Origin of the sequence: Rhodococcus sp. 14-2470-1a, from assembly GCF_002259425.1 — a bacterium.
Taxonomy (GTDB): domain Bacteria; phylum Actinomycetota; class Actinomycetes; order Mycobacteriales; family Mycobacteriaceae; genus Rhodococcoides; species Rhodococcoides fascians_E.
The window spans coordinates 127,041-142,099 of the sequence record NZ_NPFZ01000034.1 but is presented as its reverse complement, the minus strand read 5'-3'; the positions used below and the strand labels follow the sequence as shown (position 1 = coordinate 142,099).

General features: G+C 65.4%; 16 protein-coding genes. 11 read left to right on the top strand and 5 right to left on the bottom strand.

Annotated features, from left to right (window positions below; translation table 11 throughout):
- Positions 1 to 84 precede the first annotated feature (84 nt).
- From tsf to CH292_RS24520, 5 genes are all read left to right on the top strand, one after another.
- Complete coding sequence (gene tsf / locus CH292_RS24540; RefSeq protein WP_019664243.1) at positions 85 to 909, top strand: translation elongation factor Ts; 825 nt, start codon at positions 85 to 87, stop codon at positions 907 to 909.
- 222 nt (positions 910 to 1,131) lie between these two features.
- Positions 1,132 to 1,860, top strand: a complete 729-nt coding sequence (gene pyrH / locus CH292_RS24535; protein WP_019664242.1) for a UMP kinase — start codon at positions 1,132 to 1,134, stop codon at positions 1,858 to 1,860.
- Positions 1,861 to 1,918: 58 nt separating this feature from the next.
- Positions 1,919 to 2,476 (top strand): ribosome recycling factor, encoded by a 558-nt coding sequence (gene frr, locus CH292_RS24530; RefSeq protein ID WP_019664241.1) that lies wholly within the window; start codon positions 1,919 to 1,921, stop codon positions 2,474 to 2,476.
- A 90-nt stretch (positions 2,477 to 2,566) separates the two neighbouring features.
- The gene (locus tag CH292_RS24525) at positions 2,567 to 3,439 is read left to right on the top strand and encodes a phosphatidate cytidylyltransferase (protein WP_256978561.1); all 873 of its coding nucleotides are present in this window, start codon (positions 2,567 to 2,569) and stop codon (positions 3,437 to 3,439) included.
- Positions 3,436 to 4,149, top strand: a complete 714-nt coding sequence (locus CH292_RS24520) for a class I SAM-dependent methyltransferase (RefSeq protein ID WP_019664239.1) — start codon at positions 3,436 to 3,438, stop codon at positions 4,147 to 4,149. Before CH292_RS24525 ends, CH292_RS24520 begins: the two co-directional genes overlap by 4 nt.
- A 9-nt stretch (positions 4,150 to 4,158) precedes the next feature.
- Here the strand turns inward: CH292_RS24520 and CH292_RS24515 are convergent, their stop codons facing one another.
- Positions 4,159 to 4,998, bottom strand: a complete 840-nt coding sequence (locus CH292_RS24515) for a CoA ester lyase (RefSeq protein ID WP_020110286.1) — start codon at positions 4,996 to 4,998, stop codon at positions 4,159 to 4,161.
- A 107-nt stretch (positions 4,999 to 5,105) separates the two neighbouring features.
- Entirely contained in the window at positions 5,106 to 5,519 is a 414-nt protein-coding gene (locus CH292_RS24510) for a lipopolysaccharide assembly LapA domain-containing protein (RefSeq protein ID WP_019664237.1), read from the bottom strand.
- 281 nt (positions 5,520 to 5,800) lie between these two features.
- On the opposite strand from CH292_RS24510, the gene rlmN reads away from it, so the two are divergent.
- Entirely contained in the window at positions 5,801 to 6,865 is a 1,065-nt protein-coding gene (rlmN, locus tag CH292_RS24505) for a 23S rRNA (adenine(2503)-C(2))-methyltransferase RlmN (RefSeq protein ID WP_051104840.1), read from the top strand.
- A gap of 105 nt (positions 6,866 to 6,970) precedes the next feature.
- Here rlmN and CH292_RS24500 read toward each other — a convergent pair whose 3' ends face one another.
- Complete coding sequence (locus CH292_RS24500) at positions 6,971 to 7,240, bottom strand: DUF2631 domain-containing protein (protein WP_019664234.1); 270 nt, start codon at positions 7,238 to 7,240, stop codon at positions 6,971 to 6,973.
- 188 nt (positions 7,241 to 7,428) lie between these two features.
- Between CH292_RS24500 and puuE the strand changes: the two genes are divergently transcribed.
- Entirely contained in the window at positions 7,429 to 8,340 is a 912-nt protein-coding gene (puuE, locus tag CH292_RS24495) for an allantoinase PuuE (RefSeq protein ID WP_179278076.1), read from the top strand.
- On the opposite strand, the gene CH292_RS24490 is transcribed toward puuE, so the two are convergent.
- Positions 8,303 to 9,436 carry a TDT family transporter gene (locus CH292_RS24490; RefSeq protein WP_094655950.1) on the bottom strand — a complete coding sequence of 378 codons (1,134 nt, stop codon included), beginning with the start codon at positions 9,434 to 9,436 and terminating at the stop codon, positions 8,303 to 8,305. The genes puuE and CH292_RS24490 overlap by 38 nt on opposite strands.
- 69 nt (positions 9,437 to 9,505) lie before the next feature.
- The gene (locus CH292_RS24485; protein ID WP_256978524.1) at positions 9,506 to 10,408 is read right to left on the bottom strand and encodes a LysR family transcriptional regulator; all 903 of its coding nucleotides are present in this window, start codon (positions 10,406 to 10,408) and stop codon (positions 9,506 to 9,508) included.
- Between the two features lie 64 nt (positions 10,409 to 10,472).
- On the opposite strand from CH292_RS24485, the gene dxr reads away from it, so the two are divergent.
- From dxr to CH292_RS24465, 4 genes are all read left to right on the top strand, one after another.
- Positions 10,473 to 11,660 (top strand): 1-deoxy-D-xylulose-5-phosphate reductoisomerase, encoded by a 1,188-nt coding sequence (gene dxr, locus CH292_RS24480; protein WP_373454700.1) that lies wholly within the window; start codon positions 10,473 to 10,475, stop codon positions 11,658 to 11,660.
- 5 nt (positions 11,661 to 11,665) lie between these two features.
- The gene (locus CH292_RS24475; RefSeq protein WP_019664229.1) at positions 11,666 to 12,880 is read left to right on the top strand and encodes an RIP metalloprotease; all 1,215 of its coding nucleotides are present in this window, start codon (positions 11,666 to 11,668) and stop codon (positions 12,878 to 12,880) included.
- Positions 12,881 to 12,944: 64 nt separating this feature from the next.
- Entirely contained in the window at positions 12,945 to 14,084 is a 1,140-nt protein-coding gene (ispG, locus tag CH292_RS24470; RefSeq protein WP_019664228.1) for a flavodoxin-dependent (E)-4-hydroxy-3-methylbut-2-enyl-diphosphate synthase, read from the top strand.
- 110 nt (positions 14,085 to 14,194) lie between these two features.
- Entirely contained in the window at positions 14,195 to 15,031 is an 837-nt protein-coding gene (locus CH292_RS24465; protein ID WP_019664227.1) for a GNAT family N-acetyltransferase, read from the top strand.
- Positions 15,032 to 15,059: the final 28 nt, after the last annotated feature.

Below are 15,059 nucleotides of genomic sequence, written 5' to 3'. Positions count from 1 at the left end.
GTCCTGGGCCGGGGGATACACCCCGCCCAGGGCCCTTCGCGCGTGACGACCCATACCCACAGCATTCGAGGAGGCTCGCTCAACATGGCGAACTACACCGCCGCTGACGTCAAGCGGCTCCGTGAGCTCACCGGCTCCGGAATGATGGACTGCAAGAACGCACTCGCCGAGACCGACGGGGATTTCGACAAGGCCGTCGAGCAGCTGCGCATCAAGGGCGCGAAGGACGTCGGCAAGCGCGCCGAGCGATCCACCGCCGAAGGCCTGGTCGTCGCCAAGGGTGGCGTCCTCGTCGAGATCAACTCCGAGACGGACTTCGTCGCAAAGAACGAGGAGTTCCAGGCGTTCGCGGATTCCGTCGCCGCTGTTGCCGCCGAAGGCAAGCCCGCCGACGTCGACGCGCTGAAGGCACTCGACTTGGACGGCAAGACCGTCGACACCGCCCTGCAGGAGCTCTCGGCCAAGATCGGTGAGAAGCTCGAGATCCGTCGCGTCGTGTCCTTCGACGGACCCGTGGCCACCTACCTGCACAAGCGCAGCGCAGATCTTCCCCCCGCCGTCGGCGTTCTCGTCGAGTACACCGGCGAGGGCGAAGCCGCAGCCGAGGCCGCTCGCGGCGCAGCCATGCAGGTTGCCGCACTCAAGGCCAAGTACGTCACGCGTGACGAGGTTCCCGAGGAGATCGTCGCGTCCGAGCGTCGTATCGCCGAGGAGACCGCACGCGAGGAAGGCAAGCCGGAGCAGGCTCTGCCGAAGATCATCGAAGGCCGTGTCAACGGATTCTTCAAGGACGTCGTGCTGACCGAGCAGTCCTCGGTCCAGGATTCCAAGAAGTCCGTGAAGGCCATCCTCGACGAGGCAGGCGTGACGCTGGTGCGTTTCGCACGCTTCGAGGTCGGGGCGAACTGATCGACTTCTCGTGAGTCGACGAAATCGGTCACCTGCGATGCCGCCCGCTCGACACACGTCGAGCGGGCGGCATCGTCCGTGTCGGGACCGGCGTGGCCGAGTGCCGACGCGTCGTGGGCGGTGTCGCCCGCGACGCTGCCGATAGGGCAGGATGAGACCGTAGGTGCTTCGAAGTGCCTTTTTCACCGTGCGCATTCGAGAAGGCGAGAACCGAGGAGAGCAATGACCGATCCCGCCACCGACCGCCCCGGATTCAAGCGAGTGATGCTGAAGCTGGGTGGTGAGATGTTCGGAGGAGGCCAGGTCGGCCTTGACCCGGATGTCGTCAACAACGTAGCCGAACAGATTGCCGAAGTGGTCTCCACGGGCGTCCAGGTAGCCGTCGTCATCGGCGGTGGAAACTTCTTCCGCGGAGCAGAGCTTCAGGTACGCGGTATGGATCGTTCGCGCTCCGATTACATGGGCATGCTGGGTACGGTCATGAACTGCCTCGCACTGCAGGATTTCCTGGAGAAGCAGGGCGTCGCGACCCGTGTGCAGACCGCGATCACCATGGGGCAGGTGGCGGAGCCGTACCTCCCGTTACGCGCACGGCGTCATCTCGAGAAGGGCCGAGTGGTCATTTTCGGTGCCGGGATGGGAATGCCGTACTTCTCCACCGACACCACGGCCGCTCAGCGTGCACTCGAGATCGGCGCGGAAGTGCTGCTCATGGCCAAGGCCGTCGACGGGGTGTACTCCGCCGACCCGAAGCTCGATCCCGAGGCAACGATGTACGACTCCATCACGCATCGGCAGGTGCTCGAGAAGGGACTGAAGGTCGCCGACGCCACCGCCTTCAGCCTGTGTATGGACAATCAGATGCCGATCATGGTGTTCAACCTGTTGACGCAGGGCAACATCGCGCGTGCGGTTGCAGGCGAGAGCATCGGTACTTTGGTCAAGTCGTGAACGACGTGACCGACGAACGAGGAGCCGGGATGCCGGCAAGAACTATGGAGGACAGACCGTGATCGACGAAGCGCTCTTCGACGCAGAAGAAAAGATGGAGAAGGCTGTCACCGTCGCCCGCGACGATCTGTCGGGCATCCGTACCGGCCGCGCGAATCCCGGCATGTTCAATCGCATCGTCGTCGAGTACTACGGGGCGCCCACCCCGATCACCCAGCTCGCGAGCATCAACGTCCCCGAGGCTCGGCTCGTCGTCATCAAGCCGTACGAGGCTGCTCAGCTCGGCCCCATCGAGACCGCGATCAGGAACTCCGACCTGGGCGTGAACCCCACCAACGACGGCAACCTGATCCGCATCGGGGTGCCCCAGTTGACGGAGGAACGACGCCGCGAGTTCGTCAAGCAGGCCAAGGGCAAGGGCGAGGACGCCAAGGTGTCCATCCGCAACGTCCGCCGCAAGACCATGGAAGAGCTCAAGCGCATCCAGAAGGACGGCGAGGCAGGCGAGGACGAGGTCGTCAGGGCCGAGAACGAGCTCGACAAGACGACGTCGAAGTACACCGCCGCGATCGACGAGCTCGTCAAGCGTAAGGAAGCGGACTTGATGGAGGTCTGACCTTCCGCGCTGCGGAGGTCGGGTCCTCGCGGAACCGAAGTGGAACACGTGAAGCAAGGAGACAGCGTCGTGGCGGGTACGGAACGACCACTGGGGTCTGCCGCACCCGACCCGAACGGTACGGGCAGTGCAGCTGCCAAGTCGTCCGGCAAGGCCGGCCGTAATCTTCCCGCCGCCATCGGCGTCGGTGGTGGTCTGGGGATCTCGCTGATCCTGATCATGGTGTTCGCGCCGCGGGTGTGGATAGGAGTGGTCGCCGTCGCGCTGGCGGTCGCGACCTACGAGGTGTCCAAGCGTCTTCGTGAGGCGGGCATTCTGGTTCCGCGTATCCCGCTCATCGCCGGTGGTCAAGCGATCATCTGGTCCGGATGGCCGTGGGGTACGACGGGTGTGCTGAGTGCCACGGCGGCGACCGTGCTGGTGTGCATGGTCTGGCTGCTGCTGCAGCAGGGGCTTGGATCGGCACCGAAGAATTACCTGCGCGAACTCGCCGTCACCGTTCTCGTGGCCTGCTGGCTACCGCTTCTGGCTTCGTTCGCCGTGCTGATGGTGCTGGAAGAGAACGGTGCGGGACGGGTTCTGGTGTTCCTGATCGCGGTCGTCTGCTCCGACGTCGGCGGATATGTTGCCGGGGTGCTGTTCGGCAAGCACCCGATGGCCCCGGCGATCAGTCCCAAGAAGTCCTGGGAAGGTCTGGCCGGGTCGTTACTGTTCTGCGTGATCGGCAGCCTTCTGACGGTCACACTCATCCTCGACGCCAACTCCATGATCGGCGTTCTCCTCGGCGTCGTGCTCGTGGTGACGGGTACGCTCGGCGACCTCATCGAATCTCAGGTCAAGCGCGATCTCCGGATCAAGGACATGGGTACGCTGCTACCGGGTCACGGCGGCATCATGGATCGTCTGGACTCGTTGCTTCCGTCGGCTTTCGTAGCGTGGCTGGTGTTCGCGATCCTGCTGTGACGGATCCCCGCACCATCCCCAGCCCGAACATCTGGCACTGGCCGGAGATCTACGAGGCGGAGAATCTGGCGCAGGACGCCGACGGAAACATCCCACGGTATCTGCGTGCGGTGGTTCCTTGGGCCGGCCGCGTCGTGGTCGACGTCGGATGCGGAACAGGATTCCATCTGCCGGACTTCGCGGCCGACGCGAGTCGGGTCATCGGCGTCGAGCCGCACGAGCCACTCCGGGAGGCGGCTGCGACACGAGTGAGCGGCCTGCACAACGTCGAGGTGGTCGCGGGTCACGCGGAATCGTTACCGTTGCCGGACTCGTCCGTGGATCTGGTGCACGCCCGAACGGCCTACTTCTTCGGCGTCGGGGCAGGGCCGGGGATCACCGAAGCGCTGCGAGTGCTCACTCCGGGTGGAAGTCTCGTCGTGGTGGATCTCGACGTCTCGTCGTCGCCCTACGGAGACTGGATGCGCGCCGACCTGCCGAAGTACAACTGCAGCGCCGTGGAAGCATTCTTCGAGGCGCAAGGATTCGCGTTGACGCGTGTCGACACCCGGTGGAAGTTCTCGGATCGCCGGACGATGCGGGAGGTTCTGGGGATCGAGTTCACCCGACGCACAGCGGCCAGGGCTGCACGCAGCATCCCTGGCCTTGGCTTCGATGTCAGGTACCGGGTCCATGTCCGGCACAAACCTGCCGGCATCGAACTGGCCTGACCGTTCGGCTCACCCGGCGCGAACTCCGAAGATCTCGGCGGCGTCGCGAATTTTCAACGCTTTGGCGAGACGTGGAAGGTCGCTGCCGTCCTTCACTCGTGCTCCGTCGGCGCCGAGTGCGTCGACGACCTCGTCGGCCCAGGTCACGTCGGACGGCGACGGTGCGAGCTCACGGTTGACGGTAGGAGCCTGCTCGGCGTGCATGCACAGTTTGCCGGTCATGCCCATCGACACCGTCAGGGCCGAGTCGCGCGAGAGGATGCTCTCGTTCGCGGTAAGGGTGGGACCGTCGATCGGACCGGGGAGGCGTGCCGCTCGTGACGACACGACGAGCCTCGAACGTGGGTACGCCATGGCCAGGGGCTCGTCGCTCATTCCGGTGTCGCGCCGGAAGTCGCCGCTGCCGAACGCCAGCCGGAACGTGGAGTCCGCGCGCGCGATCTCGGGTGTTGCTTCGAGACCCATGGCGGATTCGACGAGTGCGAGGATGCGCGTTCCCTCGGCCAGGCGCGACGCGGTTGCCTCGACCTGGCTTCCGCTTTCGGTCTTGGCCAGCATGATGCCTGCGAGGCCCTTCAGGCCGGACAGGGCGGCGAGGTCGTCGGCCCAGAAGCTCGTGGTCGCGTCGTTCACTCGTACCCAGGCGGAGTTTCCGGCTTCCAGCCAGGAGACGACAGCGTCGCGGGCGGCGGGCTTGGCGCCGGGTGCCACGGCGTCCTCGATGTCGAGAATGACGGCATCGACTTCGGACTCGGCTGCTGCGGTGAACGTGTCGGGTTTGGTGGCGGGTACCAACAGCCACGAGCGTGCACGCTCGGGCGCGACGCCAGACGTCACGGGTGTCTCCATGAAAGTGGTCACAAAAGGCTCCTTGTGGTGAAATCGGGCACTACCAGCATTATCGATTCAGTTCGACTACGCCAGCTTGTGTGCATACTGTTCACCGGTTCGATCCGTTATTTGCGTTTTGCCGCACGCCGAATCTGAAGAATTCGGACTCCGCCCGCCAGGGCCATCACGAGGGCACCGGCAATCGCGGCCAGCAACATACTCACGCCGAGCGGAAGCTCGAACGTCCACACGAATATTTCCACAGGCACGGCGTCGAGATTCTGCAAGATGAATATGAGAAGGATCACCAGTACGATCGCGCCGACCACCAGGCCGGTCCACGTAGCTGCGGCTTTGGTGTGCGCGATACCGTCCGGCGCCGTCCCGACGGCAGGTCTCGTGTCGCGAACGGCCTCCGGATCGGGTGCGCTGTGCTGGTCCGAATCCGGCGTCGTGATCGCCGACGAACCCGAGTCCTCGTACGGTGCCGACGCGTCCGGAAACGAGCCGTCGTTGCGATCTCCTGCTGGTGTGGACATTGTTCGATCCTTTCGTACGCGAGGCGGGAATGCACGCGTATCTGCTGTCGATTCGGTTACCCCTCCGCATCGAGCTGGAAACGGACGGCGGCGACGGTGAACCGTGCTGAATAGGCGTCGGTGCGCAGGAGTGGGACACTGGAGGCACTATGAGTGACTCCGCTTCCGTTTCCGACGCACACGCTGCTACCGGGACTGCTCCCTCGCCGGACTCGGCCGAGGGCACGTCCACACCGACGAGGGCCGCGCTTCCGCTGGTGTTCGCGGATCGGAAGCGTGGAATGCCTGCGCGTCACCTGGCGGATCTCGATCGTGACGGCCTCAAGGACGCGGTGAAGGCACTCGGATTGCCTGCATTCCGTGCCGACCAGTTGGCCAGGCACTACTACAGCCGCCTCGAAGCGGACACGAGCAAGATGACGGACCTTCCCGCCGCTGTGCGTGAGAAGGTCGGCGCCGACCTGTTCCCCACACTGTTGACGCCGATCAAACACCTGGCGTGCGACGACGGCGACACACGCAAAACGCTGTGGAAGGCGAACGACGGCACCCTGCTCGAGAGTGTCCTGATGCGGTACCCGGACCGCGCGACACTGTGCATCTCCAGTCAGGCGGGCTGCGGAATGGCGTGCCCGTTCTGCGCAACGGGACAGGGTGGTCTCGACCGCAACCTGACCACAGCCGAGATCGTGGACCAGGTGCGTTCGGCGGCGGCGGATCTGCGTGACGGCGTGGTCGCCGGTGGCGAAGGCCGACTGTCCAACGTGGTGTTCATGGGTATGGGCGAGCCTCTCGCGAACTACAAGCGCGTCGTCGCAGCCGTCCGAAAGATCGTCTCGCCCGCGCCGGACGGGCTCGGTCTGTCCCAGCGGTCGGTGACCGTGTCGACCGTCGGACTGGCGCCGGCGATCCGCAAGCTCGCCGACGAGGGGTTGTCGGTGACCCTCGCAGTGTCGCTCCACACTCCCGACGACGAGCTACGCGACACCTTGGTGCCGGTGAACAATCGGTGGTCCGTGGCCGAGGTCCTGTCGGCGGCTCGCTACTACGCAGACCGAACCGGTCGCCGTGTGTCGATCGAGTACGCGATGATCAAGAACGTCAACGACCAGCCGTGGCGGGCCGACATGCTCGGCAAGAAGCTGCACAAGGCACTGGGTTCGCGAGTGCACGTCAACCTGATTCCGCTCAACCCGACGCCGGGCAGCGAGTGGGACGCGAGCCCGAAGGACGTCGAGCGTGAATTCGTGCGACGAGTCATCGCCCAAGGTGTGTCCTGCACGGTCCGCGATACTCGCGGGCAGGAAATCGCCGCTGCGTGCGGGCAGCTCGCTGCCGAGAACTAGGCGCGCTGCTTCCCGAAAACGCGAATGCCCGGTACGACTTCGAGTCGTACCGGGCATTCGACGTAAGTAGGAAGACCTGCGACGAAGGAAGACCTGGGAAGTTCGTCAGCGAGGCTTGCGGCGCACGATCACGTCGCGCACCACGATGCCGACCAGCGCGATCGCGAAGCCGATGAGCCACAGGTCCTCGACCAGGCCCGTGTGGTTGCCGTGAATCATGAACAGCAGCATGGCCGCAACGACGATCGCCGCGATGCGCATGGCTTTGCCGGACTCACCGCTCCATCCCCACTCGGCGGACGGGACCTCGGCGATGTCCTCGTGGGTGTACTCGACCGGGTCGTACGAAGCGGGGTTCAGCTCGGTTTGTGCCACCGGTCGATCCTCTCGGGTCATGTCTCACGCCGTCGGCAGGCGCGCTCGTCTTCGTCAATATTTGCATACGACCGTCCGTCGTAGCCACCAGGGTCCGTATCCTCGGCGCGGCGGCGCGATTGCTGGAAGACTCGACTTTCGTGACTTCGGAACGACTGTCCCACTCCCGTGTGCCCTACCCGCGCGACATGGTCGGTTACGGCGCACATCCTCCTGATCCGCGGTGGCCGGGTGGGGCACGGATCGCCGTTCAGTTCGTGCTCAACTACGAAGAAGGGTCCGAGAACAACGTTCTGGACGGTGATACGGCATCGGAGACCTTTCTGTCCGAGATGATCGGAGCTCAGGCGTTTCCCAACCGGCACATGAGTATGGAGTCGTTGTACGAGTACGGATCTCGTGCCGGCGTATGGCGAGTGCTTCGTGTGTTCGAGCGTCGCGGACTGCCGTTGACCGTGTTCGCCGTCGCCCGTGCGATGCAGCGCAATCCGGACGCGGTGGCCGCCTTCGTCGAACAAGGGCACGAAATCGCGAGTCACGGATTGCGTTGGATCGGTTATCAACTGATCGACGAGCACGTCGAGCGTGAACACATGGCCGAAGCCATGGAGATCTTGACCGAGCTGACGGGATCGGCTCCGCTCGGGTGGTACACCGGCCGCGACTCACCCAACACCCGGTCGCTCGTCGTCGAGCACGGAGGATTTCTGTACGACTCGGATTCCTACGCCGACGACCTGCCGTATTGGGCCCGGGTGGATCGCGGGTCGGACACCGTGGACCACCTCGTCGTCCCGTACACGCTCGACACCAACGACATGCGTTTCTCGTCGCCCGGTGGATTCTCGACGGGGGAGGAGTTCTTCGCGCACCTCCGCGATGCGTTCGACGTTCTGTATGCCGAGGGTGAAGCCGGTTCACCGAAGATGCTGTCGGTGGGGTTGCACTGCCGACTCGTCGGACGTCCGGCCCGCATCAGGGCGCTGGAGCGTTTCCTCGACCACGTCCAGTCGCACGAGAAGGTGTGGATCGCTCGACGTGTCGACATCGCCCGGCACTGGATCACCGAGCACCCACCCGCGGCGCATGGGTGGACGTGAGGGAACAGACGGTGCGGGCGACGACCACCGCCCAGGCAGAGACCAGCACCACGTAGAGGACGACGGCCACGGCGTCGACAGCTGCGGAGCCGAGAGCGCCGCCGAGCGCGGTCGCGCCGGTGACGCACGTTCCGATCGGGAACGTGAACGACCACCAGCTCATGGAGAAGCTTGGTTCACGACGCAGGGAGCGCATTGTCACGGCCGCGGCGAGGGCGAACACGAACACTCCGAAGCCGCCCATCACCAGCCCGTGGACAATCCCGAACACCCGTAGACCTGTGGCGATCGTCGCGTCGTCGCCCGTGAACACCAGCGCTGCGTCGTTGCCGAGAAGCACTGCCGCCGTGACGGATTGGCCCACGATCCCGAGGGTGATCCATATCGTGGGGGCGGCCTGAGCAGCGGGTGCACCGCGGTGGAGCAGACGCCCGTACACCAGGGCCACGGTCAGCATGCCGACGACGAGCGAAAGCCCGAACAGCGCGTAACACCCGACGAGCATGGCCGACCGCCCCTGGCCGGGTGCGACGTGCGGGAGTAGTAACGCGCCGGTGGACGCGGACACCATCGGAGGAACGACGGGGATCAACCACGCTGGTAGAGCAGCCACGTCGGTGTGGTCGTGCGTGGTGATCATGAGGTACGGAACAGTCACGCTGGCGAGGACCCCGAGCACGGTCCCGGCCGTCCACAACGTCGCGAAGACGGCCATCGCCGTCGCGTTGCCCAGAATGTCGCCGCCGAGAAGTTCCGCGCCCGCACCGACAGTGAGCAGAGCCATCGGGGGAGCGCCGTAGAACTGCACCGTCACCGGATTCGCCGCGTGAGCCAGGGCGTGCACGCGGTGCACGGTCCAGTGGACGGCCAGCGCGACCGTCAGCGCGATCATGACGAACGCAGCCGAGGCCCACACGATCGTCGCGAACACCCGCAGCCCGACGAACTGGACGGGGAGCGTCGCCGCCGCGGTGGCGACGATGCCCGTCCCCATCACCGTGGTGAACAGATTCGGGGTGACGTCTCGGAATATCGCGGTGGGGGCGCCGGAACCTCGTCGGGTGGCGGGTACGTTCGCGAGGAGCATCGTGGTCATGACACTCACGGTGCCCGGCCGTGGGCGGCGACGGTAGACGTCGATTGCCTATCGCGTCCAAACCTCGGCTTATGACTCGGTGGCCGCTATGGCGATGGTCACCAACGTCGACGACGGCTCGTTCGGGCGGGTTCCCGTGGGCCACACGGCACGGAGGGAGCGGCGCAGATCCAGCCCGTCCGTGCGGACGCGGACCAGCGTGCCTGCCGCCAGCTCGGCGGACACGGCGAGTGAACTGAGCACTGCGGGCGCCATTCCGCCCCCGACCGCGGCCTTGATCGCCGTGGTGGACGACACTTCGAGCAACGGCGGGGCCGAGTCGGTGCTCTTGAGCGCTCGTTCGAGGGCGCGGCGGGTGCCCGAGCCGGGTTCTCTGGTGACCAACGGCGTCGACGCCAGTTCTCGTGCGGTGATCGAGCGGCCCACCCACTCGTGGCCCGGGGCGACGACCACGACCAGCTCGTCGTGCGCGATGTCGCAGTGCTCGAGTCCGTTGGGCACGTCGGGGCTCTCGACGAAACCGATGTCCGCGCGGCCGCCGAGAACGGCGGCGGAGACATCGGCGGAATTGCCCGACGACAGCGACGGCGTGACCGACGGCTCCTGAGCGCGCAGCGTGATCAGCCATCGGGGGACGAGGTACTCGGCGATCGTGAGGCTGGCCGCGACTCTCACGTGGGTGTTCCGGTCGGTCCGAAGTGATTCGATGGACGTCGCGAGGCGCGCGGCTTCGACGACGACGCGCTCGGCCCAGCTCGCCACCAGTTCTCCGGTCGCGGTGAGGGTGGCGCCGCGGGGCGTCCGTTCGAGGAGTGGCACGCCCACTCGTCGCTCCAGAGCTGCCAGCCGCGAGCTGGCGGCCGGTTGAGATATTCCATGGGCCTCCCCGGCGCGTCCGATGCTGCCGAGTTCTGCCACGGACAACAGCAGTTCGTAGCTGATCAGATCGGTCACAAGGGTCGGCAACGGCACGGTGTCAGCTTAGGGACGGCACACGCATAGCGAACTCTCAGACACGATCAGGAACAATGGACGAGTGCCAGAGCCACTGCGAGTCGAAGATTCACCGTCGGGCAGACCCAAGAGGGTGCTGTTGCTGGGTAGTACCGGATCGATCGGGACCCAGGCGCTCGACGTCATCGCGGCCAACCCCGACAAGTTCGAGGTGGTGGGGCTTGCGGCCGGGGGCGGAAACATCGACGTGCTGCGTCGGCAGATCGACGCCACGGGCGTCGACTCCGTCGCGGTGGCGAACCCCACGGCCGGCGCCGAGCTGAACCTGCCGGACGTTCTCACGGGCGACCGAGCTGTGACAGACCTCGTGGAATCGGTGCAGGCAGACATCGTGCTGAACGCGCTGGTGGGGTCGCGCGGCCTCGAACCGACCCTGGCCGCTCTGAAGTCGGGTGCAACGCTCGCCCTCGCCAACAAGGAATCACTGGTGGCGGGCGGCTCGCTGGTGACGTCCGCGGCCGCTCCCGGCCAGATCGTGCCCGTCGACTCCGAGCATTCCGCGCTGGCTCAATGTCTGCGCGGAGGCCGCGCGGCGGAAGTGGATCGCCTGATCCTCACCGCCTCGGGTGGCCCGTTCCGGGGATGGTCCGAGGTGGAACTGAAATCGGTGACGCCGGAGCAGGCCGCTGCACACCCGACGTGGTCGATGGGGCCGATGAACACCCTCAACTCGGCAACGCTGGTCAACAAGGGGCTCGAACTCATCGAGACCCATCTGTTGTTCGACATTCCGTACGACCGCATCGACGTGACGGTTCACCGGCAGTCCATCGTCCATTCGATGGTCACGTTCTTCGACGGGTCGACGATCGCTCAGGCCAGCCCGCCGGACATGCGCCTGCCCATCGCGCTCGCCCTCGGATGGCCCGACCGCGTGCGGGACGCGGCTCGAGCGATCGATTTCACCACGTCGTTCACGTGGGATTTCGAGCCACTCGACGACCGGGTGTTTCCCGCGGTTCAACTCGCCCGCGAAGCCGGGGTGCTCGGTGGGTGCATGACGGCGGTCTACAACGCGTCCAATGAAGTTGCTGCCGAAGCATTCCTGGCGGGACGGATCGATTTCCCGCAGATCGTGGAGACGGTCGGACAGGTACTCGACGCAGGCACCGGGCAGTGGACCTCCGAACCCACCAGCGTCGGTGACGTCCTCGCTGCAGATTCGTGGGCCCGCGCCCACGCCCGCGAACTCCTGAACCAGAAGGACTGAGCCGGATGGTGTTCGTATTCGGGGTGATCCTGTTCGCCCTCGGAATCACGGTGTCGATCGCGCTGCACGAGGCGGGGCACATGTGGACCGCCCGCGCGACGGGAATGAAGGTGCGCCGCTTCTTCATAGGTTTCGGTCCCAAGGTCTTCTCGTTCCGTCGAGGTGAGACCGAGTACGGCCTGAAAGCCATTCCGGCGGGCGGGTTCTGCGACATCGCCGGCATGACCGCGATCGACGAACTCGCTCCCGACGAGATCGACCGTGCCATGTACCGCCAGAAGACCTGGAAGAGGCTCGTCGTCATGATGGGCGGCATCGGGATGAACTTCGTTCTGGGCTTCGTGCTGATCTTCACCTTGGCCGTCGGGTGGGGACTACCGAATCTGAACCCGCCGGCCGGCGCGATGGTCGGGGAGATGCAGTGCGTTCCGCCGACGCAGAACGACGATCTGACCTTCCCGGAGTGCAGCGGACCTAGCCCGGCGTTCCAGGCAGGCATTCGGCAGGGCGATGTCATCGTGTCGGTGAACGGCACCGAGACACCCGAGTTCACGGACGTCGTCGCGGCGACCCAGCCGCTGTCCGGCACCGCGACCTTCGTCGTCGAACGTGACGGCGCCGAGTTGACGTTCCCCGTCCAGGTCCAGCAGGTGCAGCGCTGGGTGTCCGACGGTACGGAAACCGGCCGACGGTCGGCGACGGTCGGCGCGGTCGGAGTGTCGATGGAACGGTTCCTGCCGACCCAGTACAACGCCCTCGCCGCGATTCCCGCGTCGTTCGCGTTCACTGGCGACATGTTCGTCGAGACCGCGCATCGACTGGTGCAGATGCCGAGCAAGGTAGCGGATCTGTGGACATCCATCACCGGCGGTGAGCGTGACGCCGAGACTCCGATCAGCGTGGTCGGTGCGTCGGTGATCGGTGGACAGTTGGTGGAGCGGTCCATGTGGCCGGTGTTCGTGCTGCTGCTCGCGAGTTTGAACTTCTTCCTCGGTATCTTCAATCTGCTGCCGTTGCTCCCACTCGACGGCGGGCACATGGCGGTGACGATCTACGAGCGAATCCGCAACTTCTTCCGCAACAGACGCGGGCTGCCGAACGGCGGACCGGTCGACTACATGAAGTTGATGCCCGTCACCTACGTGGTGATCGTGATCGGCGGCGCGTACATGTTGCTGACGCTCACAGCGGACATCGTGAACCCGATCCAGTTGTTCTAAGTAGACTCATGGGTGAAGCTCACCGGAAGAAGGCAACGAAGTGACTGTGTCAGTCGGATTGGGAATGCCGGCACCGCCGGTTCCCGTACTCGCACCTCGCCGTAAGACTCGTCAACTGCAGGTCGGCACCGTCGGTGTCGGCAGCGACCACCCCATCTCGGTGCAGTCGATGACCACCACCAAGACTCACGACATCAACGCGACCCTGCAGCAGATCGCCGAGCTGACGGCGTCCGGATGCGACATCGTGCGTGTGGCATGCCCCACACAGGACGACGCGGATGCGCTGTCCATCATCGCGAAGAAGAGCCAGATCCCCGTCATCGCTGACATCCATTTCCAGCCCAAGTACATCTTCGCCGCGATCGACGCCGGCTGCGCGGCGGTCCGCGTGAACCCCGGCAACATCAAGGAATTCGACGGCCGAGTCAAAGAGGTCGCGAAAGCCGCGGGCGATGCAGGCATCCCCATCCGTATCGGCGTCAATGCCGGATCGCTCGACAAGCGGATGATGGACAAGTACGGCAAGGCAACCCCGGAAGCGCTCGTCGAGTCCGCATTGTGGGAAGCAGGCCTGTTCGAGGAGCACGGCTTCGGTGACATCAAGATCTCGGTCAAGCACAACGACCCGGTCGTGATGGTCGCGGCGTACGAGCAGTTGGCGGCGCAGTGCGATTACCCGCTTCACCTCGGTGTGACCGAGGCGGGGCCGGCGTTCCAGGGCACCATCAAGTCCGCCGTGGCGTTCGGCTCGCTCCTGTCGCGCGGCATCGGCGACACCATCCGAGTGTCGCTGTCCGCGCCGCCCGCCGAGGAAATCAAGGTCGGAAACCAGATCCTGCAGTCGCTCAATCTGCGGCCACGCAAGCTCGAGATCGTGTCGTGCCCGTCCTGCGGTCGCGCGCAGGTCGACGTCTACACGCTCGCCGACGAGGTCACCGCGGGTCTCGAAGGTATGGAGATCCCGCTGCGCGTCGCAGTGATGGGATGCGTCGTCAACGGTCCGGGTGAAGCGCGCGACGCGGATCTCGGTGTGGCGTCCGGAAACGGCAAGGGTCAGATCTTCGTCAAGGGCAAGGTGATCAAGACCGTGCCCGAGGCCCAGATCGTGGAGACGCTCATCGAGGAAGCGATGCGCATCGCCGAGGAGTTCGACGAGGGTGAGGGCGCCGACTCGGGAGCGCCGGTCGTCACCGTCGGGTAACCACTCGAAGTGGGGCCGAATGTCCCACCCGTAAAGTCCCCGATGCATGCGTCGATCTGGCAATCTATGTCCATGACGGTGGACGCGCGTAGCTCGGGAGGTGACGGACGGTGCTCAAGCTCCTCGGCGCGAAGCCACTGAGCAACAAGGACACTGCCAGTGTTCTCCGTGTGCTCGACGCCGATCCCATTGCCACGTGCATGATCGCGGCGCGTGTGCAGGAATCCGGGCTCGACCCACGGTCGTTCCACGGCGAGATGTGGAGTCGAGGGGGACCGCAGGAGTCTCTGTGCTTCTACGGTGCCAACCTGGTTCCACTGCTCGGCGACGTCGACGATCTGCGGTCGTTCGCGGACCGCGCCTGCCGAGGCCCACGTATGTGTTCCTCGCTCGTCGGGCGCGCCGAGTTGACGCTTCCGCTGTGGGAAATGCTGGAAGCCGACTGGGGAGCGCCGCGTGAGTTGCGGAGCGAGCAACCGCTCCTCGCCACGTCACAACTCTCGGAGTTTCCACCGGACCCCGAAGTCCGGTTGGTGCGCGCCGACGAACTCGACGTCTACCTGACGGCCGCTGTGGCGATGTTCATCGAGGAAGTCGGTGTGGATCCGCGTGCCAACGACGGCGGCCGTGGCTACCGTCGTCGGATCGCAAGTCTCATCGCCGCGGGCCGGGCATGGGCGCGTTTCGAGGACGGCCAGGTCGTGTACAAGGCCGAGATCGGTTCACGCTCGGCCACCGTGGGCCAGATCCAAGGCGTATGGGTGCATCCTCTCTACCGAGGCCGCGGTCTCGGGTCGGCGGGAACGGCAACCGTCGTCGACGCGGTGGTGCGGAGCGGGCGCGTGGCCAGCCTCTACGTCAACAGTTTCAACTTCCCCGCCCGTCGTGCGTACGCGCGGATCGGCCTCACTCAGGTTGCGACGTTCACGACGGTCCTTCTCGACTGACAGCGATTCGTTGCCGGGGACCCGGGCG